At 44.3% G+C, this 23,957-nt stretch carries 32 protein-coding genes; 4 read left to right on the top strand and 28 right to left on the bottom strand.

Features of this window, described 5'->3' with window-relative positions:
• Positions 1-246 precede the first annotated feature (246 nt).
• The 18 genes from KDK67_RS10230 to KDK67_RS10145 form a co-directional block, all read right to left on the bottom strand.
• Entirely contained in the window at positions 247-1,215 is a 969-nt protein-coding gene (locus KDK67_RS10230; RefSeq protein WP_250868688.1) for a polyprenyl synthetase family protein, read from the bottom strand.
• A 28-nt stretch (positions 1,216-1,243) separates the two neighbouring features.
• Positions 1,244-2,587: an RNase J family beta-CASP ribonuclease gene (locus tag KDK67_RS10225; RefSeq protein WP_250868687.1), complete on the bottom strand. Its 1,344-nt coding sequence runs from the start codon at positions 2,585-2,587 to the stop codon at positions 1,244-1,246.
• Positions 2,588-2,682: 95 nt separating this feature from the next.
• Positions 2,683-3,771, bottom strand: coding sequence for a type 2 isopentenyl-diphosphate Delta-isomerase (gene fni / locus KDK67_RS10220; RefSeq protein ID WP_420846943.1), 1,089 nt, complete (start codon positions 3,769-3,771; stop codon positions 2,683-2,685).
• A 25-nt stretch (positions 3,772-3,796) separates the two neighbouring features.
• Entirely contained in the window at positions 3,797-4,570 is a 774-nt protein-coding gene (locus KDK67_RS10215; protein WP_250868685.1) for an isopentenyl phosphate kinase, read from the bottom strand.
• Positions 4,567-5,478 (bottom strand): mevalonate kinase, encoded by a 912-nt coding sequence (locus KDK67_RS10210; protein WP_250868684.1) that lies wholly within the window; start codon positions 5,476-5,478, stop codon positions 4,567-4,569. Before KDK67_RS10210 ends, KDK67_RS10215 begins: the two co-directional genes overlap by 4 nt.
• Positions 5,479-5,499: 21 nt before the next feature.
• A complete protein-coding gene (locus KDK67_RS10205) occupies positions 5,500-6,294 on the bottom strand; it encodes an MEMO1 family protein (protein ID WP_250868683.1) in 795 nt (264 codons plus the stop codon).
• A 72-nt stretch (positions 6,295-6,366) separates the two neighbouring features.
• The gene (gene rpsB, locus KDK67_RS10200; RefSeq protein WP_250868682.1) at positions 6,367-7,011 is read right to left on the bottom strand and encodes a 30S ribosomal protein S2; all 645 of its coding nucleotides are present in this window, start codon (positions 7,009-7,011) and stop codon (positions 6,367-6,369) included.
• A 13-nt stretch (positions 7,012-7,024) separates the two neighbouring features.
• Positions 7,025-7,204 (bottom strand): DNA-directed RNA polymerase subunit K, encoded by a 180-nt coding sequence (locus KDK67_RS10195; protein ID WP_250868681.1) that lies wholly within the window; start codon positions 7,202-7,204, stop codon positions 7,025-7,027.
• Between the two features lie 320 nt (positions 7,205-7,524).
• The gene (locus tag KDK67_RS10190) at positions 7,525-7,713 is read right to left on the bottom strand and encodes a DNA-directed RNA polymerase subunit N (RefSeq protein ID WP_172368685.1); all 189 of its coding nucleotides are present in this window, start codon (positions 7,711-7,713) and stop codon (positions 7,525-7,527) included.
• 14 nt (positions 7,714-7,727) lie between these two features.
• Complete coding sequence (locus KDK67_RS10185; protein WP_250868680.1) at positions 7,728-8,132, bottom strand: 30S ribosomal protein S9; 405 nt, start codon at positions 8,130-8,132, stop codon at positions 7,728-7,730.
• Positions 8,133-8,145: 13 nt separating this feature from the next.
• Positions 8,146-8,565, bottom strand: a complete 420-nt coding sequence (locus tag KDK67_RS10180) for a 50S ribosomal protein L13 (protein WP_250868679.1) — start codon at positions 8,563-8,565, stop codon at positions 8,146-8,148.
• 10 nt (positions 8,566-8,575) lie between these two features.
• Positions 8,576-8,956 (bottom strand): 50S ribosomal protein L18e, encoded by a 381-nt coding sequence (locus KDK67_RS10175; protein ID WP_250868678.1) that lies wholly within the window; start codon positions 8,954-8,956, stop codon positions 8,576-8,578.
• A gap of 131 nt (positions 8,957-9,087) precedes the next feature.
• Positions 9,088-9,555: a DUF2240 family protein gene (locus tag KDK67_RS10170; RefSeq protein WP_250868677.1), complete on the bottom strand. Its 468-nt coding sequence runs from the start codon at positions 9,553-9,555 to the stop codon at positions 9,088-9,090.
• Positions 9,555-10,034: a hypothetical protein gene (locus KDK67_RS10165; protein WP_250868676.1), complete on the bottom strand. Its 480-nt coding sequence runs from the start codon at positions 10,032-10,034 to the stop codon at positions 9,555-9,557. The genes KDK67_RS10170 and KDK67_RS10165 overlap by 1 nt, the downstream gene beginning before the upstream one ends.
• A 74-nt stretch (positions 10,035-10,108) precedes the next feature.
• A complete protein-coding gene (gene serA, locus KDK67_RS10160) occupies positions 10,109-11,680 on the bottom strand; it encodes a phosphoglycerate dehydrogenase (protein ID WP_250868675.1) in 1,572 nt (523 codons plus the stop codon).
• Between the two features lie 271 nt (positions 11,681-11,951).
• A complete protein-coding gene (locus tag KDK67_RS10155; protein ID WP_250868674.1) occupies positions 11,952-12,227 on the bottom strand; it encodes a ferredoxin-thioredoxin reductase catalytic domain-containing protein in 276 nt (91 codons plus the stop codon).
• A 36-nt stretch (positions 12,228-12,263) separates the two neighbouring features.
• A complete protein-coding gene (locus KDK67_RS10150) occupies positions 12,264-13,478 on the bottom strand; it encodes an FprA family A-type flavoprotein (RefSeq protein WP_250868673.1) in 1,215 nt (404 codons plus the stop codon).
• Positions 13,479-13,496: 18 nt separating this feature from the next.
• Positions 13,497-13,973: a ferritin-like domain-containing protein gene (locus KDK67_RS10145; RefSeq protein WP_250868672.1), complete on the bottom strand. Its 477-nt coding sequence runs from the start codon at positions 13,971-13,973 to the stop codon at positions 13,497-13,499.
• A gap of 286 nt (positions 13,974-14,259) precedes the next feature.
• Here KDK67_RS10145 and KDK67_RS10140 point away from each other — a divergent pair, with 286 nt between their 5' ends.
• The gene (locus KDK67_RS10140; RefSeq protein WP_250868671.1) at positions 14,260-15,363 is read left to right on the top strand and encodes an inositol-3-phosphate synthase; all 1,104 of its coding nucleotides are present in this window, start codon (positions 14,260-14,262) and stop codon (positions 15,361-15,363) included.
• Positions 15,364-15,457: 94 nt separating this feature from the next.
• Here the strand turns inward: KDK67_RS10140 and afpA are convergent, their stop codons facing one another.
• The 9 genes from afpA to KDK67_RS10095 all read right to left on the bottom strand — a co-directional run bounded on the left by afpA (position 15,458) and on the right by KDK67_RS10095 (position 20,376).
• Positions 15,458-16,003, bottom strand: a complete 546-nt coding sequence (gene afpA / locus KDK67_RS10135) for an archaeoflavoprotein AfpA (protein ID WP_250868670.1) — start codon at positions 16,001-16,003, stop codon at positions 15,458-15,460.
• Between the two features lie 14 nt (positions 16,004-16,017).
• Entirely contained in the window at positions 16,018-16,593 is a 576-nt protein-coding gene (gene rbr / locus KDK67_RS10130) for a rubrerythrin (protein ID WP_250868669.1), read from the bottom strand.
• 51 nt (positions 16,594-16,644) lie between these two features.
• Entirely contained in the window at positions 16,645-17,343 is a 699-nt protein-coding gene (locus tag KDK67_RS10125) for an FAD-binding oxidoreductase (RefSeq protein ID WP_250868668.1), read from the bottom strand.
• Positions 17,344-17,973 carry a flavodoxin family protein gene (locus KDK67_RS10120; protein WP_250868667.1) on the bottom strand — a complete coding sequence of 210 codons (630 nt, stop codon included), beginning with the start codon at positions 17,971-17,973 and terminating at the stop codon, positions 17,344-17,346.
• Between the two features lie 15 nt (positions 17,974-17,988).
• Entirely contained in the window at positions 17,989-18,456 is a 468-nt protein-coding gene (locus KDK67_RS10115; protein WP_250868666.1) for a hypothetical protein, read from the bottom strand.
• On the bottom strand, positions 18,457-19,362 hold the full coding sequence (locus KDK67_RS10110) for a multiheme c-type cytochrome (protein ID WP_250868665.1): 906 nt from the start codon (positions 19,360-19,362) through the stop codon (positions 18,457-18,459). It lies immediately after the preceding gene.
• A gap of 145 nt (positions 19,363-19,507) precedes the next feature.
• Positions 19,508-19,858 carry a carboxymuconolactone decarboxylase family protein gene (locus KDK67_RS10105; RefSeq protein WP_250868664.1) on the bottom strand — a complete coding sequence of 117 codons (351 nt, stop codon included), beginning with the start codon at positions 19,856-19,858 and terminating at the stop codon, positions 19,508-19,510.
• A gap of 52 nt (positions 19,859-19,910) precedes the next feature.
• Entirely contained in the window at positions 19,911-20,129 is a 219-nt protein-coding gene (locus KDK67_RS10100) for a DUF2180 family protein (protein ID WP_250868663.1), read from the bottom strand.
• A gap of 10 nt (positions 20,130-20,139) precedes the next feature.
• Positions 20,140-20,376 carry a DUF2180 family protein gene (locus tag KDK67_RS10095; protein WP_250868662.1) on the bottom strand — a complete coding sequence of 79 codons (237 nt, stop codon included), beginning with the start codon at positions 20,374-20,376 and terminating at the stop codon, positions 20,140-20,142.
• A 495-nt stretch (positions 20,377-20,871) separates the two neighbouring features.
• Between KDK67_RS10095 and mer the strand changes: the two genes are divergently transcribed.
• From mer to KDK67_RS10080, 3 genes are read left to right on the top strand one after another with little or no spacing between them, the layout of a single operon-like run.
• Entirely contained in the window at positions 20,872-21,858 is a 987-nt protein-coding gene (gene mer / locus KDK67_RS10090; protein WP_250868661.1) for a 5,10-methylenetetrahydromethanopterin reductase, read from the top strand.
• Entirely contained in the window at positions 21,858-22,889 is a 1,032-nt protein-coding gene (gene fpoF, locus KDK67_RS10085; protein WP_250868660.1) for a F420H2 dehydrogenase subunit FpoF, read from the top strand. Before mer ends, fpoF begins: the two co-directional genes overlap by 1 nt.
• An 11-nt stretch (positions 22,890-22,900) precedes the next feature.
• Complete coding sequence (locus KDK67_RS10080) at positions 22,901-23,413, top strand: nicotinamide-nucleotide adenylyltransferase (protein ID WP_250868659.1); 513 nt, start codon at positions 22,901-22,903, stop codon at positions 23,411-23,413.
• A gap of 89 nt (positions 23,414-23,502) precedes the next feature.
• Here the strand turns inward: KDK67_RS10080 and KDK67_RS10075 are convergent.
• A partial coding sequence (locus tag KDK67_RS10075; RefSeq protein WP_250868658.1) for an IS66 family transposase occupies positions 23,503-23,957 on the bottom strand: 455 nt, incomplete at its 5' end.

The raw sequence follows: 23,957 nt of genomic DNA, 5'->3' as shown, positions 1-23,957 counted from the left end.
TCTAATTTTCTGTCGGCTAAGAAGCTACATTTCTACTGTTAAGAAGAATCATCTTTCTGTAATGGATGCAATTCAAGATGCAATTGCTGGAAAGCCATTTGTTCCAACAATTGTTTGATTTTAGGATGGCAAATTAATTTTGTGTATTATAGTCGGTCATACAGGATTGACGATAGGTAGGCTGAATAGTTACATAAAAATAAGATGCTCCCCTTTTAAATAAGGGGATACTAACCGTCGATCAGATCAATAATTTCGGGTTACCATATAATCTGCAACAGCGAGAAGAATGTTCTTTGCTTCGGAATCACCAAGGACATCGAGCATTTTCTTACCCCTCTCAAGTGTTTCTGTGGAAAGGTCCTGTGCATATTTAATTGAACCCGAGCCTTCGAGGATAGAAACCGCTTCATCTATCTGTTCTGGAGAAACTGAACCGCCCTTGCCGAATATTTCCAGTTCGACACCATGGTTGAGTGCATGGATAGCTATCAGAGTCCTCTTTCCTTCAATGAGATCACTACCTCTGACCTTGCCAAGGATATCTTCAGGAGTTACCATATCGATGACATCATCCTGTATCTGGAAACTGATCCCAACAAGACGACCGAACTCATACATAGCATCAGCAACCTCATCGGAAGCTCCTCCCAGAAGTGCACCTACTTTAGCTGCTGCACCGTAAAGCACCGAGGTTTTCTTTTCGACCATTTCAAGATACTCTTCTTCTGAAACTGCATCGCGTTTCTCAAAATCGATATCCATCCACTGACCTTCACATATCTCAGTACAGGTCTTAGAAAGGAGTGCAACACATTTCAGAATGCTTCCAGGATCTTTTTCCATTACGGAGAGGATCTCAAAAGCTTTTGAATAAAGAGTATCTCCCGCAAGGATCGCGCCTTCGCTGCCCCACTTTACATGGACAGCAGGCATTCCGCGTCTTACATCGTCATTGTCCATGATATCATCATGAACAAGGGTGAAATTGTGGACCAGTTCCAGTGCAACGGCTGCCGGAATAACTGACATAGGGTCACCGCCGACAGCTTCCGTGGAAAGCATAAGAACCGCTGGGCGAAGACGTTTTCCACCTGCGTCTGGCAGATATCTCGAAGCTTTATAGAGCTCTTCCGGATGTGAGATCGGAAGCAATTCTTCTATACCTTTATCAACATATACACTTCGTTTTTTTAGCTCATCCATAAGATCCATATGATCACACCCGATTTAAATTAAATAATCATTCTTCAATATACAGTTCTTCACCATTTCTAAGCATGTGGACCGTATCACCAAGGATATAGCCTGCATCTTCCGCCATTTCAATATAAGCGCTGTGCATACCGATGTTTCCGTGCGCAGGGATCACATGTTCAGGATTGATCATCCTCAGAAGTTCCCAGTGGTCTTCACGGTAAGCGTGACCTGAAACGTGCACATCATCATAGATACGGGCACCCTTCATCTTAAGTTTGGTCTCGAGTGCATAGCGGTTTGCTTGCGTCATAGGGCTTGGTATGATATTTGCAGAGAATATTATACGGTCACCGGATTCAACTTCAAATGGTGTGTCACCACTTGCAACACGTGAAAGGATAGCACCTGGTTCTCCCTGATGGCCTGTAACGATAGGCAAGTATTTTTCTTTGCCTTCTGACATGATCTTCTTGAAAGCCCGGTCGATGTCCTTACGTTTACCATATATCTCAACATTCTTCGGGAAATCGATATATCCCATGTTCTTTGCAGTTACCACATATTTGTCCATGGAACGTCCCATGAGTACAGGGATACGGCCCATCTCTCCTGCAACCTGAATGATAGAGTTGATACGTGCAATGTGAGATGCAAATGTAGTGACGACCATACCGACATCGGATTCCTCGGTGCCCAGGAGTACATCGCGCACCATATCATGAGCGATCTTTTCTGATGGGGTCTTACCTTTGCGGTTTGCATTGGTACTCTCCACGATCATGCATATGACACCTTCCTTTCCAAGCTCCCTGAGCCTTTCAAAGTCAGGTGCCTCACCAAGTGTTGGTGTGCGGTCAAGCTTGAAATCGCATGCGTAAAGAACAGCACCTACAGGTGTATGTACTGCAACGAACACCGCATCGATGATACTGTGCTGTACACGGATAAGTTCAATGGAAACATCATCATTTATCTGATAGGTGCCACCAGCCTCTATCGGAATTATCTTGTTCTTGACACCGAACTTACGTTCGGATTCGATCTGCTGTTTTATAAGGGCTGCCGTATAAGGCGTACCGATGATAGGAGCAGTGTACCTGTGAGCAAGTTTTGGTATTGCACCGATGTGATCAAGGTGACCATGTGTACAAACAATAGCAGCAACGTTGCCGTTGACCTGCTTCATGATCGTGTCGTCAGGTATTGCACCCATTTCTATAAGCTCAAGGGAATGCATCTTATCAATTTCCACATCCTCATGGATCTGGACCCTATCTAATCTCAGGCCCATATCAACGATAATGATGTCTTCGTCAACTCTTATAGCAGTCATATTACGACCCATTTCGTTATAGCCGCCTACTGCTATGATTCCAATATCTGTCATATAATTCCTCCAATTTATCTGTATTTTCTAATTCAATGATAACTTTTGGTCATCTTGACCAAAAAATGACTGTGAATTTCGACTTAGTAAACCTATCAAAGGTCAGACCTTATGTCAAGGTCCTTTGGATCAAAACCACGCTGTGTGATGTATTCTTTTGTCCATCCGGTTACAGTGACCTTTGAACTTGTACGAAGCTCATTGATATTACCACACCCGCAAAGGAACATTGCGACCCTCAGTTCATTGAGCATCTTTGACAGGCTTGAGACAACCTCATCCGCTCCAATGAGCGCTGGCCCCACAAAAGGAAGGGCTGCACTTGCAGCATACGCACCAAGAGAAAGGGATTTTGCAATATCGAGACCTGTTCGCACACCACCCGTTGCCACCACGGGAACAAAGCTTCGGCATTCGAGAACACTGGAAACAGTAGGTATACCGAAGTCCCAGTAGAGATTGCCCAGATCCTCTGAGATGACATCTCCGCTATCATGTGCCCTATATACTTCCACACCTGACCAGCTTGTACCTCCGACACCACCCACATCAATTGCACTTACACCTGCTTCTTTCAACAATGCAGCATCTTCTTTAGAGATACCAGCACCGGTCTCCTTCGCGATAATCGGGACATTGAGAGAACAAACCTCTTCGATCATTTCGAGTACACCTGTAGCGTCTCGATCACCTTCAGGCTGTATCGCCTCCTGAAGGAAATTCAAATGTACTGCCAGAGCATCCGCATCCAGCATATCAACGAGCTTCTCTATTGCTTCGATACCATATTCCTTAATCTGGGCTGCACCTACATTTCCATAAACGAATGCATTTGGTGCTTTATCACGGACCACACTGAAAGAACTTTCCTGTCCAGGGTCCTCGATCGCAGCCCTTTGACTTCCCACACCGATCCCTACACCCAATTCCTCAGCAGCTTCCGCAAGAGCGGCATTTACCGGAGTTGTGTCTGGATGCCCACCTGTAATAGATGCTATAAGGAATGGAGCCTTCAATGATTTGCCTAAAAATTCTGTGGACAGATCGATCTCGTCCATATGTATCTGTGGCAATGCCTTGTGAATAAGCATAACATCATCGAATCCGGATGTTACGTTCCTGGCTTCCACTGGACGTTTTGCACAATGTTCAAGGTGCTCGATCTTTCTCTTGGATGTACTCAAATCTATCAAACCTGTTAATGTATTATTATGAATCTTTTATTGCGGTACCGATGTTCTCACCATTTAGAAAACTCGACACGCTTCCCACTACGGTTGCATTGAATATATAGGAGGTTATACTTGATGTTTTGCCAAGTTCCAGCATTTCAAGCACTTTTCCGAGCATTCCACCGGTCACATCAGTTCCAGCCGAACCGCCGATATACGCCTTTACCTCATCGAAATTCTCTGCAGTGATCACAGGGATAGTCTCACCTTTATCATCGAACACACCATCTGCTGCACTCCCAACTCCAATTCTGGAAGCCTGTAACTGGGTTGCAAGATAGGGTATCACCTGATCACCGGAGATGATGGATACGCCTTTTACCTCATCCATTACAACATCACCGTGCAATACCGGAACAAGCCCTTTCTCAAGCATCAACCTGATACTTCCGAGATACATGTCCGAGATGCGACCGTTCTTTGCGACCGTACAACACATTGGATGTACTGATATCGCATTCACACCTTCATCATTGAGAATTCCAACTACGATACGGTTCAATGCCTTTACTGCATTGTGAGTGACAACAGCCCCTTCCGCATGGAAACCTTCCGTAAGGGCATATCGTTTTGCCTGGGGGTGACCGTACGACCCTGCACCATGCACAATGATAAGTTTACCTTCAAAACCGGATATTTCACGTGCTATCCGGATTATCTCTTCTTCCCAGGCAAGCCCGTCTTCCGATCTCTTATCGGTAATGACGCTACCACCGATCTTCAATATAGTTATCCCGTTATTTGAGTTCACTGGCATTCCACCTTGACACCTACATCTGTCGCATTGGTCACAACAACTTCCCCGCCAGCCATACTGATCGCCTCTGCCACCGAATCCACATTCTCACGCGGAGAGATAGCGACCATACAACCACCGCCACCTGCACCGGTTATCTTTGAACCATACGCACCATTTTCACGTGCAGCGTATATAAGGGAACCCAGCTCAGCACAACTTACACCAATAGCATCAAGCAGACCCTGATCGATATTCATAAGTTCGCCAACAGAAACATAGTCCCCATTGTTCACAAGATCTTCACCAATAACAGACAGCTTTCCAATGGATAATAATACAGGTCCCACAACATCAGGGAACCTTTTATTAAGATCAGCCACATTACCCACGAGCTCTTTTGTGGATGAGAACATATTCGTATTGCCTATAATTATCCCGCAATCAATTAGTTCAAGTTTTTTACGCTGTGGTATCAGAACCACGCCACCCATGGTACATACATACGTATCTGTGGGACTTGCTGCACCCTGTATCTTCTGCTCGACCTCATGCCCCATCTTTGCGATATCATCCAGTTCAAGTCCGAGGTCCAGCAAAGTATCCATTGCCTTGATCGTAGCCACAGTAACTGCTGCAGAAGAACCTAGCCCGGAACCTACCGGAATATCAGAACTTATGCGCAGGTCCACCCCATCAAAGGAGGAGATCTCCCGAAAGCGTTCGAGGACCGCTGAAACATAAGGATGAACTTCAAAATCGATGCCCGTAGTTCCAAGAGATGAACTTATGGTGATCGTGTCCGCAGGAGATACGGTAACCCTGGTACGAATATCCACTGCACAACAAATGGCAGGCTCTCCATAGACCACTGCGTGTTCACCGAACAGATATACTTTACCAGGTGCAGAACAGGTGATCATGATAATGTCTCCTTTAGATGATCATTTTACAATGATGGCAGCATACCCTACAACCATCGGATCCCCAGTAACATCCCCACTGGTACCATATTTGACCAGCTCGGTGTTCTTAGCACCACATTCCTTTGCAGCTGTCAACATTGCTGTTATTGGACCATATCCGCAAGCTGTGATGTCTTTCTCGTACTTTCTCCGATAAATTTCAGGTACGTCCATATCAAGAATGGCATCAATAAGATAATTGTCAGACTTTTCAGCTTTTTCCTGAAGCACATAATGTGAAAGATCACTTGATGCAATGAATACGACCTTTTTACCCGATTCCTTTACAGCACGAGCTACTTCCAGACCTACCTCGACAGCAGTATCTTCATCCTGCATCCCCATGCAAATTGGCAGGACCTTAAAATCGCTTCCGAATCGGTATTGTAGGAAAGGTATCTGCACTTCCACAGAATGCTCATATCGGTGGGCAACTTCATCCATATCGATAATGGTTCCTGCAAGCAGTTTGCCCAGTTCCCTATCAGTCTCGACATCTCCGAAAGGTGTATTCCAGACATCCTGGGACATTGCGATTGGAGAACCATATCCTGTATGGTTTGGTCCAAATATCACGTATGTGTCTGCTTTCGGAAGCCTTGCAAAAGCATGTGCTGCAACCGGACCGGAATAGACATAACCTGCATGTGGAACCACTGCACCTATCACGTCTTCAGACTTTATCTCAAGACCATGAAAGCATTTCACGATTTCTTTACGCAGTGCCTTTGTGCTCAGCGGATAGAACTGCCCTGCAACTGTTGGTTGTCTCATACTACTGCTCCCCCTGTTACAAACGGGATATATTATGTATGAGTGAGGTTACGAAAAATGAGAACAGGTCAATTAAAGACCTGTTTCAAATTCACTTGCTTCATAGTTGAAAGGAATATCCCTTTCGTTTGCGATCTCTCTTGCCAGAAGCCAATATACGAGGGAAAGTGCTTTTCTACCCTTGTTGTTGGTTGGAATGACAAGATCTACATTGGAGGTCATGTTGTTAGTGTCACAAAGTGCAACAACAGGAATACCTACATTTACAGCTTCCCTGATAACCTGTGCATCTCCTGCAGGATCGGTCACAATTACTACATCTGGCTCAAAGAAACCTTCCTGGACAGGGTTTGTAAGACTGCCTGGAATGAACCTACCGACCTTTGAAACTGCTCCAACTGACTTTGAGAACATAGTTGCTGGATACTGACCATACTGACGTGCGGATACGACAAGTATTCTGGATGGGTCATACTTTGAAAGGAAATGTGCAATAGATCTGATCCTGTCATCAGTTGACTGTATGTCGAGTACGTAAAGTCCATCTGTCCTTACACGGTAAACGAACTTCATCATGTTCTGTGTCTTCTGCTGGGTACCAATGTGTACACCTGCTGCCAGATACTCATCTATAGGGACAAGTGATGTGGACTCTGTGTTCTCTGCTGCTGCGCTTGTTTCAGCTGTAATCTCAATATTTTGATCCGTATTTTCCATAAATTCACCTCAGTTATCGTAAATTTCTCTTGACTGAAATAGGTATAACGCCTTTCTCAAATTCAACTGTAGCTAGATATAATGCGTCAGTGCTATCGTCTTCGACCAATATGGGTGCTTCCATTGCAATCTGAAGTGATCTTGCCCCTATGATCCTTGCACGTTCATATCTAGTGTATTTCTCATTGCTCAATTAATCACCCTTATTAAAAAATCCTTAATGAAATATTTTGAACAAACATAGTCAGACGATATTATATATTAACAAATAATCAAATCCAGAAACAGTATTCATTTGGTTTCGTTCTGACTTATTAAATATATGAAAGTTTTATTCGGAATCCCTCCGAATGTGGTTATCGATCTTAGTGAAGGCTGATATTATCAGTTAGCCTAAAATGGGCCAATGGAACCGCTGAGATCGGTCCTCAGGTACCGGTTTATTTCGCACAGATTCCAATAAAGGGCTGTGGCCCGAACACCAAAAGGTGCTCGGAGTACCTTGCAACCCATTTACTGATATGGAGCCATTGTGTCCACAAGCTCGACATGAGCAAGGAACATTCTCCTGCAACAATACCTAACGAACTTAAGGTCATCGAGTACTGTAGCAGGGTCTTCTCCTTCACCTGTACGACGTTTGTACTCTTCCCAGCTTTCCGCAATAACCTTTCCACATGTGAAACAGCGAACTGGAATCATTGTAACTACCCGCCTTACCTGTAAGATTTCTGATATTTAGCACGTGCACCGGGTCCACCGAACTTCTTGGTCTCTTTCTTCCTGGCATCGTTTACCAGAAGATTCCTGTCGTATGCCATGAAAGCATCTCTGAGGTCGGTGTCGTTGGTCCACTCTACAATTCCTCTTGCGATAGCAGTTCTGATCGCATTTGCCTGGCCCATGATTCCGCCACCACTGACCTTTACATCAATGTCAAGGCCAGAAACAGCTTCGCTTGCCAGCATTAGAGGTTCGATGATCTTAAGTTTTGCGAACATAGGTTCGTAGATCTCAACAGGTTTCTTGTTGATCCTAGCTTTACCTGTTCCTGCAGAAACTGTTGCTCGTGCAATTGCAGTTTTGTTTTTACCGGACGTATTAACAACTTTAGTAGCCATGAATAAATCTCCCTTAGAATTTAGAACCTAACTTGCGGCTTACATCGCCAATGGTCACATACTTGTTAGAGCTAAGACGTGTCATTTCTGCACCATCGACACTAACAAATTCTGCATCCTGGTATTCATAAGGAATGCCTACATACACCTTCAGGCGACCCATTGCGTCTTTGCCCCTTGCTCGTTTGTAAGGAAGCATACCCCTGACGGTCCTCTTGAGGATCCTGTCTGGTCTCCTAGGGAAGTAAGGACCGAATTCACGTGTGCCCATATTTCGAATAACGTCATATTCCTCAAAGGTAGTTACCTTTGAACCGGAGATCACTGCACGCTCTGCATTCACAATGGAGACTTCTTCTCCTGAAAGCAACATCTTTGCAACGTTACTTGCGAGCCTGCCCATAATCAAACCATTTGCATCGATTACTGTCATTTGAAACACCTCATTGCATGATCCTTATGCCAGAACCTGCTGGATTCTCTTCCAGAATCTGTTCAATGGTCATGCACTTTCCACCTGCACTTGTGATCTTGTCCACAGCAGTTGTACTGAATGTTAGTGCTGCGACAGTTACAGCGTGACCGAGTGCGCCTGCACCCAATACCTTTCCAGGTACAAGTACGAGGTCATTCTCGGCTGCATGCCTGTTGATCTTGCTCAGATTTACCTCAGCATAGATCCTGCTAGGTTTCTCGAGCCTCTTTGCCATATCCTTCCAGATAGGTGCATCATTCTCACGTGCAGTATCCTTAAGCACAGAGATCAATGCAGGAATCCTTGGATTGGTTTTCCTTGTAATTTTCATTTGTGTTTTTTTACTCATAATGTCCCTCCGCAAGTTTTCTTACTCACGCAGTAATGCGTTCGAACATTTGAACACTTCCCAGTCGATAATTAACTGGAGTTGTCATAATTATATTAATAGTACATAAAGATTGTGCGGACTATAACCCCTCAGACAGACATCCCTGAAACCCTACCATAGACATCATCGAACAACGGCCCCACATCACACCCCAGTTCATGCGCCACCAGCAAAGCTGCAACCTCTGCATCCAGAAGACCATCCAACGACTCTTGCTTCTGATTGATACGTGAAACGACCTCCCTCTTGTCAATCCCACTATTTGAAACAATAATGTCCATTATCATTTCAATGGTCCCCTTCTCACGGAAAAGATCAGGAGAAGGTTTGAAGCCCGCAGGAATGTCAAGAGAAGATGCATCCAGGTTCAAGACAAGTTCGCCTTCATCGAACTTCAAAATACCAGACATAATACCCTGGTCCCTCACCTTTGAAGCTTGGGCCGGAGACATCCATTTAAGATCGAAGGACAACGAGAACTCAAAGTCCTTTATCGAAAGAGAAGAAGTAGCATTCTTCTTAAAAGGAGATGCTACCACAAGAGAAAGTTCGTCCATTATGCACCACGTCTAAGCTCATCTATAATAGTATCTGCGACCCTGCCGCACTCAGTCCTTTCCGGACCATCTATATGATTGATCCTCAGAGTAAGTACCTCAGACTCAAGGATGGCACGCACCAAATATGCATCACCCCTGATAGGTACACGATTGTACTTCCCATCAAGATAACTATAGGAAAGATTCACCCTGAAATCGATGATTCCCTCCGGTTCAATAGTCTCAAGGACGGAATCCACATTATCATAGTTCAGTGAGGTAAACTCCATACCATTCATAGCGATCTCAACATGTATTCCCCGCTTTGCCTGAATTCGATGTCCTTTCTTAGTAGTCGATTCGGTCACGAACATGCCGAACTTACCGTCCATGCCTGCCATTACCTTCACAAAAAAGATCAGGTCTGAATAATAGCGATGCTTCTGTTCAAACTGGACTTCCCTGTGTGGGAAACGATGGTATACCCGCTTTCTCATCATATAGATACATGCCTCCGATCCAAACACGGAATGTATGCGTGGGCGATCACTGCCCACACATCAAAACAATTTTAAAGTGTAACTAATTTTGCATCAAGTATGCCATCGATGGCACGGATCTCATCAAGTATAGTCCCAGAGACCTCATTGTCAACATTAAGAGCCATGATGGTCTTACCTCCGACTTCCACACGGCCTACCTGCATACCGGAAATATTTATTTCGTTCTCGCCAAGCACTATGCAGCATGGACCAATGACGTTCGGACGATTGATGTGGTTCGAAACGATCATAAAACCATGAGGAACAAGATCCACATACTGACCATCGATCATAACGATCTTTGGCTCACGACCGACCACTGCACCGGAAACGGACTTTGTGTTCGTACCCTGGAAAAGAGTGATCCTAATGGTTGAAGCATGATCTCCGGAAGTTTCGGATTTACTCTCAACTACCTCGACGTTTCGGGACTTGGCCAACGAAGGAGCGTTCACATAGTTCACAGCAGAACCAACTGCATCCTCAAGAATGCCCTTTAAAGCTGCAACAGTTACAGCCCTTGTATCCTTATCAGCAATCTCACCATTGTAAGATATCTCGATCTTATTGTAATTAGCATCAAGAAGCTGTGATGCCACACTACCCAACGTCTCAGCAAGTCCGATATAAGGAGCAAGTGTCGCCATTACTTCTGGCTTCACAGCAGGAATATTGATGGTATTACGTGCAGAGCCACCATTCAGAACAGAAATTACCTCTTCAGCAACAGATACTGCAACATTGACCTGTGCCTCTTCTGTTGATGCACCCAAATGAGGCGTTACGATCACATTATCAAGACCAAGGAAAGGACAGTCAAATGGAGGTTCACTGGTGAATACATCGATAGCAGCACCGGCGATCTTCCCATCCCTTGCAGCATCGGCAAGAGCTTCCTCATTGATAATTCCCCCACGTGCACAATTGATGACCCTTGCGGAGCTCTTCATCATATCGAACTGTGCTTTATCGAGGATATTACGAGTCTCTTTTATAAGCGGAGTATGAACTGTAATGAAATCTGCCCTCTGAGCAATATCGTCAACGGTAGTAAGTTCAACACCCATATCCTTGGCACGGTCTTCAGTAACGAAAGGATCATAGGCCAGAATAGACATTTCAAGACCCTGTGCACGTTTCGCAACTTCAGCACCAATACGCCCCAGACCGATGACACCAAGTGTCTTGCCATTGACCTCGACACCCATGAAGTTCTTACGTTCCCATTTCTTAGCCTTTAAAGAAGCATTCGCCTGAGGGATGTTCCTTGCCATAGACATCATCATAGCGATAGTGTGTTCTGCTGCGGAGAGCATGTTACCCTCAGGAGCATTAACAACAATAATACCTTTCTCGGTAGCTGCATCCACATCGATATTATCGACACCTACACCAGCCCTGCCTACGATCTTAAGATTGTCAGCAGCATCGATGACCCTTTTTGTGACCTGTGTACCACTGCGAATAACAAGAGCATCGAAACTACCGATCTTCTCTACAAGCTCGTCCTCAGAAAGACCCGTTGAAACATCAACGTCAAAATGCTCACTTAACTTTGAAACTCCTTCCTCTGATAATGAATCGCTTACCAATACTTTCATATTTAGAATCTCCGGATGTGATAATAAAATGTGATCTTATGAATAGGACACAAAACACTGTTTAAATGTGTCCATTAATGACATTTTTTGTCATTTATCTATCATAAAACACATCCTTCTAAATATAGCTAACTATACTTACAGAAAATCAGAACCGACACATCACAAACCGATCAGGACAGCATCACGTACAAGTGACGTAAAAAGAAAAATGAAAGGACATATGCCCTTCAGATATTATAATTAAGATATTTCACAAGATATGCAGCCTTTACTTAATGTAAAGTCCACACTTACAGGAACCACGCATCTCCACATCACGAGTTCGAGCAGGACATGGACAGATGACCTTCTTATCCTTTTCCACATCTCCGGTCCTCTTCTGGCAGAAACAATACCATTCCCCATATTCACGTTTATTATTGCAGATACCCTTGACTGCGGTCGTTATGACATCATAATCAGGGTTCAGCCTGTAACCAGTAGCCTCTGCATTCTTCTTTGATTTATTATAGAATTCTTCTTCAAGTTCGCCTTCGAATTTCATTTATCATCACATCCTTGTTTTCAATTAAAGTCAATATCATTCAGACCGCTCCAATGCAAGCTCTGCAAGCCTGACACCGAGTTCTCGACACTCCTTAAGATCAGCCTCATATGGCCTATACTTTACTTGAAGACCCGGCTCAATTATCTCAAGCCCCGCAGATACCATCATTTCCTCAACATGCTTAACCGCACCGCCGCCCCATCCAAATGAACCGAAAGCAACAGCGCCCTTACCTTTAGGACGAAGCCCTTTAAGGTATGTAAGGAAACCGGATATTGTAAAGAACATGGTACTATGCATGGTCGGAGAACCAACAGCAATGACAGGAGATGACATGAGCTCACGTAACAGCATACTCCAGTCATTTTTTCGAAGGTGGAACAACTTGGCTTCAGCACCGCCTTCGGATATTCCCTCAACGATCTCCTTTGCCATTATCTCAGTACTGTTCCACATAGTATCATATATAACCAATACCTTTGGAACAGTTTCCCCTTTAGCCCATTTAACATAAGCGTCCACCACCCTCATAGGGTCCTTTCGCCATATGACCCCATGGGAAGGCGCTATCATATCAAATTCAAGCCCAAGTTCCGCGATCTTATCAGCATACTTGAGCACCTTGGAACCAAAAGGAAGGAGGATGTTCGCATAATATATCGCAGCATCCTCGATAGCCCCGCATTCCACCTCATCCTCGAACCTCACCGAAGTGGCGAGATGTTGCCCAAAAGCATCATTGGAGAACAGAATATGATCATCTTTCAAATACGTATGCATACTATCCGGCCAATGCAACATCGGGGTCTCGATGAACATAAGCGTGCGTGAACCAATATCAAGTTCATAACCAGTATCCACCATCTCGAAATCCCAGTTGCCACACCCACCGGATTCATAATGCTCATCAAGACCAGCCTTACCACGCTTAGTACAGAATAACTTCGCACCCTTTGCCAACTCCATGATAGCAGGCAGACCACTTGAATGGTCCATCTCCACATGATTACAGATGACATGATCGATCTTTGAAGGATTAACTATCCTGCGGATCTTCTCGATCATCTCCGGTGCAAACTCAGCCTTCACAGTATCTATAAGAGTGATCTTCTCATCGATTATCAGATAAGCATTGTAAGTACCACCTTTCGGAGTTGCATAACCATGGAAATCACGCAGGTTCCAGTCAATAACACCTACCCAGTAGATACCTTTTGCAACTTCGAAAGTATCATTCATAATTCCCATACCATTGACCCCGTCAATTCAGGTCTGCATCCTGAACTGTGTAGACGATTCGAGAAATCCATCTATAAGGTCATAATGACCTCTTTCGACCGAAGCAAGCTCCTTGAAAAACTTCTTCTGCTCAGCATCATCGGCCCTCTTAGAAAGCATTTTGTAAAGATCTTCGGTCTTTCTTTCAAGCCTCATAGCTGCAAGCAGGATACCGACCTCACCAAGATCATCAGTCATGAACTCTGAAGAGAAAGCACTCTTGAAATCAGGAGCATCAGAAGCAGTCTCGAGCAGAAGGACCTCACCTTCAAGATAATCGACCAGATATTGAGCATGCTTCTTTTCCTCTTCAGCAAGATAAAGGAACATATCCTTTGCAGCCGGATCAGAGGTATTCCCTGCAAACTCAAGGTAAAAATCCCTACCCTGATCCTCAAAAGAGATACCAAGTCTTACCGCATCTCCAATAGAATCTATACTCCCCAGATTATAGGATTCATTCAATGTGTCTGAAATAATATCATCTCCATGTATTTTTTCTTAAGCCAAACAAACGTAATAGCTACGCCTTAATTGATTTCGCCATCAATATAGAAACAAGATACCCTAAAAAATAAACAGTTGTCACAACTTAAAAACCTTTCTAAAACAAGCAACGACCTAAGAGCATACCCTATCCTAATAATTATTATATTAGAAACCTTTTTATTTACTGGTAAACATTAAGACATTGCATAACGATTATAGAATATACAGAGTCAATCGTTCACTTTAGTTAAGAGGAAGTGTTATGGACAAGATAAAAATCGCAATCGCAGGACTTGGCAACTGTGCCAGTTCACTGATCCAGGGCCTTGAGTACTATAAAGACAAAGAGGAAAAAGATGCGATAGGACTTATGCATTGGGAGATAGGTGGGTACAGACCTTTTGATATTGAAGTAGTCGCAGCATTTGACATTGATGAGAGGAAGGTAGGAAAGGACGTATCAGAAGCCATTTTTGCACATCCAAACTGTACGACCGTATTCTGTCCAGATATACCAGAGACCGGAGTAAAGGTCACAATGGGAAACATCAAGGACGGTGTGTCCGAACACATGATGAACTACGAGGACCAGTACAGGTTCATTCCAGCAACAGAACCTGAATCTACAGAAGAAGATGTCGTATCCATTCTAAAGGACTCCGGTGCTGAGATACTTTTGAACTTCCTCCCAGTAGGATCTGAAGAAGGAACAAAGTTCTACGCACAATGCGCACTCGATGCAAATGTCGGATTCGTCAACAACATGCCAGTATTCATTGCGAGCAACCCGGAATGGGCACAGAAGTTCGCAGACAAGGGAATTCCAATAATCGGCGATGATGTCAAAGCACAGCTTGGTGCAACCATAACACACCGCACACTTGCAGACCTTTTCAATAAAAGGGGAGTTAAACTGGAGAGGACATACCAGCTCAACACCGGCGGCAACACCGATTTCCTCAACATGCTCAACCGCGACAGGCTCTCTTCAAAGAAGACCTCAAAGACAGAAGCGGTCCAGTCAGTCCTTTCAGAAAGGCTCGAAGATCACAACATCCATATCGGACCAAGCGATTACGTCCCATGGCAGCAGGACAACAAGCTATGTTTCCTGAGAATGGAAGGAAAGCTCTTCGGAGATGTACCAATGAACATCGAACTTCGCCTTTCGGTCGAAGATTCACCCAACTCCGCAGGAGTTGTCATTGATGCCATACGCTGCTGTAAACTTGCACTGATCAGAGGAGTAGGTGGAATTCTATATTCACCATCCTCATACTTCATGAAACATCCACCTCAGCAGTTCACTGACGATGTGGCACACCTCATGACAAATGAGTTCATAGAAGGCAAAAGAGATAACTGAGCTATTTTAAGATCGATATCTCAGCAGAGAATACAGAATATTGTCAGAAATAAAATAATAAAATGATGGAACTTCCGGAACTAACCGGAAACCATCACTTGTTTTCCACGCCGAGTATCTTGTAAATATCGTCCGGCTTTTCGACGAGCGTTATATTTTCCATCTGTGCAAGTTTCTCAGAATTGGAAACATCTACTTCACGCATCTTCAACGTCATCTTCTTTCCACTGGGTGCATACGTATCCACAGTCCCGCGCTTCTGGTCAACTGCAAGAATATAGATAGGCGTATCTCCTTTTGCGGTCTGTGCAACGACATTCGTAACAAGCGTATCAGCGATGCCGTGAACGATCTTGGCCACACTGTTAGCCGTTGCAGGTGAAATGATCAAAGCATCATAGTGCCCTACCTGAAGTGGACCTGCAATGAAAGGAGAGTTCGGACCCACACCAGTCTTGATATTCGGAAAATCCCTCTGAATATCATCCCAAATACGATACCATTTCATAACGGTCTCACCCTCTTTTGAAAGGAAGACCATGAACTCAAGATCAGTACGTTCCTTAATGTCCTTCATAACCTGATAAGTTTCAACTATCTGGTCACCTGAACCTGTAATACCCCATGCAATACGTTTCATATCATAACCCCACATCAGTAGTTCTCTGCCTTGACCTCGAAATAACCTCTCGGATGATCACATGCAGGACATTTTTCAGGAGCTGCAGGACCTTCATGAATATAACCACAGTTGCGACATCTCCATGCAACAGTACCATCCTTTCTGAATACCATTTCGTGATCCAGATTAGCAGCAAGTTTTAGATAACGCTCTTCATGTCCTTTTTCTGCAACAGCGATATGCCTGAACACAGAAGCGATCTCAAGAAAACCTTCAGTTTCAGCGATCTCGGCAAATTCCGGATACATAGTAGTATATTCGTAATTCTCACCAGCAGCCGCAGCTTCAAGATTATCCCTTGTACTTGATATCACGCCTGCAGGAAAAGAAGCTGTGATCTCAACATTTCCGCCCTCAAGGAACTTGAAAAGCCTCTTTGCATGTTCCTTCTCATTATCTGCGGTCTCAGCGAAAATAGCAGATATCTGATTATAACCTGCTTTTCTGGCAACTGAAGCAAAGTACGTATACCGGTTCCTTGCCTGTGATTCGCCTGCAAAGGCTTTCAATAGATTCTTTTCAGTTTCAGTTCCTTTGATACAACTCATTAGTATACCTCGTTTTGTTAAATTTCGAACAACATCATCAATAAATACTACTTAGAATCCCACAAGTGCTTCTTTCTTGATCTGTTCTTTAGGAATCCCCATATTAAGAAGTAGTTCTTCAACGGACTTCATCATTGGAGGAGGTCCACAGACATAGACCGTACGTTCCATGATATCAGAAATATAGTCCAATATCATTGGTTCACATATACGCCCCGTACAACCGAGCCAACCATTATCAGCACGTGTCAGCGTATGTATGACCTTCAGACCAGGATGCACACGCTCCATCTCATCCATTTCATCCCTGAACGCAATATCATCCTCCACCTTATTACTATCAAGGAACACGATATCCGTACCAGTCTTACTCTCGCTGCAATACCTGCATATACTGATCATAGGAGTAATGCCGATACCACCGCTTATAAGGGCGATTTTTTCATATTCCCCTTCAAAAGTGAACCTGCCATTGGGACCATTGATAATAAGAACATCACCCGGAACCATTGCATCGAGTACATCAGAGTATTCATGCCCGGTAAGTTTTTTAGTGAACTCCAGATAATCATTCTCAGTAGGACTACTGGATATTGTGAAGGGCTTACGCTGCATTTCGCCATTTACGGGAATACTAACAAAGAAATACTGTCCGGCCTTGTACTCAAACCCTTCGGGCCTTTTGAAACGGAAACTTTTCACATCGTGTGTCTGTTCTATAATTTCAGTGATAGGGGCTTCGAATTCCACTTAAATATCCTCCGAGGGTACTTTTTTTAACATTTGAGCTGTCTGAATAAGTCTGCGAACGGTCTTTCGCATACTTCTTAATCCTTCATCATCCACCTCAATACCTTCTGCACCTTTATCCTGTGACCAGAACGTGCCTCCGAGATTGGAACCGAAAGACCCACCGGAAACGGGGATCATTTCGCTGATGATATAGAAATTATGTATAACCTGTAAAGCCGGTTCCTGCCCGCCCACACGGTCACCGCCATCGGCCATTCCAGCACCCACTTTGTTCATAAAGACCTTAGGGTCGCGGGCAACGACTGCACGACACCTATCCATTATGGTCTTGGTCTGTCCACTGACAGTACCCTGATAGACAGGGCTGCCTATGATCCAGGCATCTGCCCACTCCATTTTATCATAAAGTCCCACAATATCATCTTTGTGGATACATCCCTGTTTTGTCCTTACGCAATGGTCACAGTGGATACAGAATTTCAGATCCTTACCTTTAGCGGAGAAATATTCGACCTCCACACCATATTTCTCCTCAGCATACTTCAAAGCCTCCCTGACCATTCGATCAGTGGCTTTTTTTCGAGGACTGCCCGATATCCCAAGCAGCTTTATCGCATTATCAGACATATTAATTCTCCAATATCATTTGAGGATCCTGCCAACACAACCCGCTGCGATCAGTGAAAATATAAGCAATATCGCACCAAATCCCGGTGTTGACGCTGAAGGCACTTCAGCCTCCCCATTGATAGAACCATAGGCTTCTGCCATATCGATCACAGGAACTTCATAAATACCCTTGCCGAACAGTTCATCAACAATACTCTGAGGTGCGGAGCGGTATAATAGTTTTGCTTCAACGAGAATGGGGTCCACAGCACCCTCCGGCATAATGAACGAGTGGGATTCGACAGCCGTATCACCCGGAAGGATCCGATTATCGGAAACGATAGCCTCAGCTTGCCATAGTTTAGTTGTCACATCCCCATCAACATCGGAAAGGACCGTATGATAGATAATACCATTTTCGACATTGCCTTCACCATCAAGTGCTCCAGAACTGTATAATAGTACTCCATCTGCATCCGTTACTGTGACAGATACCCACATCTACCTTATTTCAGAGATCCCGGTCGGCAGTTTATGACCGGCACCGGAATTGGTAACAGAGACTTTGATCGAAACATCTTCACCGGAAATTGCATATTCTGGTACGTCCACTTCAAGGGTTGCAGCCTTTTGAAGCCTTTCCACAGCAGCATCACCGGCTTTGCCATCACTTAGGAGATCAAGCATGAAGTAGTTCCCCCCGACGATCTCATGTACAGGAATATGGCTCCTCTTAGGAGAACTGGAAGCGGATCTACCCGGAGCTGCTTCGAAATGGGTTATACCCGGACTCATGTGGCAATCCTGACATACCACACCTTCTTCTGCATAAGAGCTCTCAGACCAGGAAGTGTAAGTATCATCGAGAGGCAGATCATTGAAAGGACTGTTCACATTATGGCACATACCGCAGTATTCAGCTTCCATATACAGACCATTGAACTCGGACCCATGGAAAGCCGAAGGCGCATCATCAAGCGAGCCCCATTTTACATCGCCAGGACTTGAAACGAATCCACCGTCACCAATACCTGCACTTTCGGATACGGTGTGACAGAAATCACATTGAACACCTTCCGCGGCCACATCACTTATCATAGAGCCATCGATGGGAGGAACTTCACCACTGACGACACCGATGGGGGTGTGGCAGCGTGAACAGAATTCATCGGTCTGACCATTGGAATCTTCACTTGCAAGCAGGACCTCTTTCTGATATAGAGGATCGGTATAAGCATACGCATGCATACTATCATCATGCTGACTACGCAATATAGCATGGCAATTCGCACATTTTGAATTGGTCACGAAATCTTCAGAGCTCAACTCATCAAATCCTGTAGGATCAACGGCTGAGGCAGTACATGTGACAAACATGATCGCAGCTACAAACAATAAAAAGGTCAAACCTAAATGAATGGACTTTATAATAGAACCCCCGCGAGATCATTTAAAATGAATAAACAAGGGAACAAGCCCTAAAAAAGGGGGTCGTGAGAACACATACGACCCATATGGCATTGTGCCCTTATTCTTCAACCGAACGGCTGAGTTATTTCAACAGCTTTAACGCATCACGGCATGCTGCCACAGCGGGTGCACCGGATGTTACGGAGATAACTTCCATAGTTTCCATGATCTCCTCTTTTGTCGCACCGTTCTTCAATGCACTTTTCATCTGTGCCACCGTACAGGCTTCACACTGCTTGGAAGCCACAACGGCAAGTGCCATCAATATTTTCACTTTTGCTGGAAGGGCACCATCTGTCAGGATCTTATGATCGCAGCGGGTGTACTTCATTACGAAATGAGGATCCAGTTCATGTAATGTCTCAAGTATCTGAGGTGTGAACCCCATCTTCTCACCAATATCGTCTATTACTTTTCTGCTTTCTTCGCCCATATTATACCACTCCCTAAGTAATTAATCTATAAATTTATCAGCATCAATGCGATCAGTCAAAGGCATCAACGATCGTGTTGCTCAGGCAGTAGTTGCACAGGATCTTTGAAAGGCCGTTGTGCATACGTTTGGTATGTGGTGGTTTCCCTGCTGAGACCGAAAGAATAAGCTCTTTTGAGTGGTCCACACAAAGTCCTTTTCCACATAATATACAGACAGCTGCAGATTCAGTGTCTTTGCCTTCTTCCATACAATCATAACATTTCATCATGGTATCCACCTCACTGGTTCCCTATTAGAGCATCATGGCATGGTGTGCACACTATCTTGAGCATTGGCTGCATGTCCTTCAGCTTACAGGAATCGCCCATACAGCTTAGCTTGATGTCATATTCCCCATCCCATTTAGGGATCTTTTCACGCATTAGATGGTCTTTACAAACCCCTCTGCCACATACGATGCAGATGCCTAAAACATCCGAGTCTTTTCCGTTCTTTGCACATTCATAACATTTCATTCGATCACCCAACGTATTCTTTCGAAAAGGTGTTTGTCTGTAAATCGTTTCAACGGACATATAGGACAAAATCCCGAAATCATCAATTTGTACATATTCCCAGCAAATATTCGATTATTATTGCTATTGGAAATGTGCAGTGAGGAATATTTAAAGAGTTGCCTGAAAAATGCATCAGATAACCCTGAATTCCCACTTTATTGAATGATAGCCCCCGGCAGTCCCCTTGAATTCCATAGATGGATCCATTACTACTCTTAAAAATAGGTTAGATGAATATTTATGCATATCGGTATTTCAAAAGTGACAGAAGAGCATTGGTATGAGAGAGCGGTGAAACATATAGGAATAAAGAGAAAATCCCACATATCTTAAAGGAACATCAGAAACAGAATATAAGAATAGCAGGGGTAATGTTGCCCATTCGGGATAAACCAATAAGGTTTTAATATATGCACGTAATCCTGAATAACATTATTAAATTGGAGGATTTAAATGACATTCGGAATAGAATTCGTGCCAAATGATCCAGTGCTTAAGATCGCACATTACGCAAAGCTCGCAGAACAGCAAGGATTTGACAATGTGTGGATCACTGACCACTACAACAATCGTGACGTTTACTCAACACTGGCAGTTCTTGCCATGAACACAAACAGCATCAAGATCGGTACCGGCGTTACAAACCCCTACACAAGGAACGCAGCTATCACAGCTTCAAGCATTGGTGCAATTAACGAGATATCCGGCGGACGTGCTATCTTAGGTCTTGGCCCTGGCGACAAGGCAACCTTCGATGCAATGGGAATTGAATGGGAAAAACCACTTACCACCACAAAGGAAAATATCTCTGCGCTTCGCTCATTCTTCGCAGGTGAGAAAGTAACAATGGACGGAGATATGGTCCAGTTCGGCGGTGCAAAGTTAGCATTCAAGACCGGTGACGTACCTATATACATGGGTGCACAGGGTCCAAAGATGCTCGAGCTCGCAGGAGAGGTCGCAGACGGTGTACTTATCAATGCATCACACCCAAAGGACTTTGAAGTAGCAGTAAAACAGATCACATCCGGTGCAAAGAAAGCAGGCAGAGATCCAAAGGACGTTGATGTTGCAGCATACGCATGCTTCTCAATTGACAAGGATGCTGCAAAAGCAAGAAGCGCAGCAAAGGTCGTTGTTGCATTCATTGTTGCAGGTTCACCTGACATGGTCCTTGAGCGCCACGGCATTGATGTCGCTGCAAAGACAGACATCGGCGGAGCTATCGCAAAGGGCGACTTCGGAGCACTCATGGGTGACATGGTCACAAACAACATGATGGAATCATTCTCCATATCCGGCACACCGGACGACTGTAAAGCAAGGATCAATGAATTGCTTGACATCGGTGTTACTCAGATCGTTGCAGGTTCACCTATCGGACCTAACAAAGAAAAAGCGATCAAACTCATCGGTAAGGAGATCATCGGTGGGAACTGATGGTTTATCCTAAAATTATGGACGTCATTAAATATGACGTCTGTACCGCTTGTGGGGCATGCGTTTCAGCATGTCCTGCCGGTGCAATAACAATGGGTGACAAGGCAGCGGAGATCCGCGACCCCGACAGCCTCGAACTGTACACACATGGTGCTGCCCCTAATGTATGTGAGGGATGTCTTACATGCAGCAGGATCTGCCCGGTCGTTGACGGTTACTTCGAGGACGAGTTCGCTAACGTCAGAAGCTTCCTTGCCGCAAAGAGCAACATTGCCGGTCAGGACGGTGGTGTTACTTCCGCTATTGCACGATCACTCCTTAAACAGGGTGAGATCGACTGTGTTGTCGGTATCACCAGAAATGAAAAATGGGAAACCGAGCTTGAACTCTTCACAAGTGCAGAAGATGTCGAAAAAGCAAAGGGTACCAAATACACATACGATTCAGTCCTTTCAGTACTAAGAGATCCATTCAACGAGTATGACAAGATCGCTGTGATCGGAGTACCATGCCAGGCTCACGGTGCAAGACTCATTTCAGAGAACGTCAACGACAAGATAGTCCTTATCGTAGGTCTGCTCTGCATGGAAAGCTTCTACCAGGAAGTCATGACAGATAAGATCATACCTGAGATAATGGGCGTCAAAGCCGAGGATGTTGTCAAGATGGACTTTGGCAAAGGTAAGTTCTGGGCATACACCAAAGATGGTGAAGAGCACAGCGTGCCTATCGCAAAGGTTGCCCCTCATGCAAGGAACCCATGCCACCACTGTAATGACTACACATCAGTCTTTGCAGACATAGCAGTAGGTTCAGTAGGCACACCAGATGGCTGGAACTCTGTACTTATACGCACCGATGCGGGTGAAAAGTACTTTAAAATGGTCGAAAGTGAACTTGAGTTCATGGAAGATCCAAAGCCGGGAATGTTCCTTATTGAGAAACTGACGAAAATGAAACATGACAACAACTCTGCACACTACCTAGAAGTGTGTGAGAAATTCTCATTCGATGATGGCGGTTTCCGTTAACGTTGTTGAGCATGAATATGAAAAGGGCATTTTACATTGGGCGCTTCCAGCCATTCCACCTGGGCCATCACTCCGTGATAACCAGCATCGCCGAAGAGGTCGATGAACTTATAATAGGAATAGGAAGTGCCCAAAAAAGCCATGAAGTGAATAACCCATTCACTGCTGGTGAAAGAGTTATGATGATCAGGCATGCCCTTGAAGATATTGACGTTCATTTTTATGCATTGCCCATAGACGACACACTACAAAATCCAATATGGGTCTCTTATGTGACGTCCAGAACGCCACCCTTTGATACGGTCTATACCAATAACCCTCTCGTCATAGAACTTTTTGAAGAGACAGGAGTTAAAGTAAAGCAGCCACCTATGTACCACAGGAACGAGTATTCAGGTACAGAGATACGCAGACGTATGCTTGAAGGGGAAGAATGGAAACATCTTGTACCGGATGCAGTTGCTGATGTTATCGAAGAGATCAACGGTGTAAGACGCTTAAGACGCGTTGCAGGCACGGACTGAGCCTTAATATTTAAGTAACTATTCAGCCTAACTATCGTCAATCCTGTATTATCAACTCTAATACAAAAAATTAATTTGCAATCCTAAAATCAAACAATCGTTGGAACAAATGGCTTTCCATCGATTGCATCTTGAATAGCCTTCATCACAGAAAGTTGATTCTTCTTAACAGTAGAAATGTAGCTTCTTATACGACAGAAAGAACGTGCTCCTTGCACACTTCGGAACGTACCGGATATCTTCTGTTGTACTTTCACCATCCTCACATCTCTTTCTGCAAGATTGTTCTCAAATGGAACTTTCAAATCGTGCATAAACCTGAGAATGTCATTTTTGTAATTCATGAAACGATCCAGCAGATTTTTTGCCGTGGTTTGTTTATTTCTTCCACGTTTCTTTGATCGTATTTGGAGTGGTGGATTCTCTTCTAACCCTGTACAAACTATACGATCATAACAATATTCGAACTCTTTGATCTTCTCCAGTTTCAGGTAACCCGATATTTCTCGGACCTTATCTACAGAGGTTTTGATATTGATGAGCA

This window comes from Methanococcoides seepicolus, assembly GCF_023684405.1.
In the GTDB taxonomy this organism is placed as follows: domain Archaea; phylum Halobacteriota; class Methanosarcinia; order Methanosarcinales; family Methanosarcinaceae; genus Methanococcoides; species Methanococcoides seepicolus.
The sequence above is the reverse complement of the archived record's forward strand: the minus strand, read 5'-3'. Positions and strand labels throughout refer to the sequence as shown.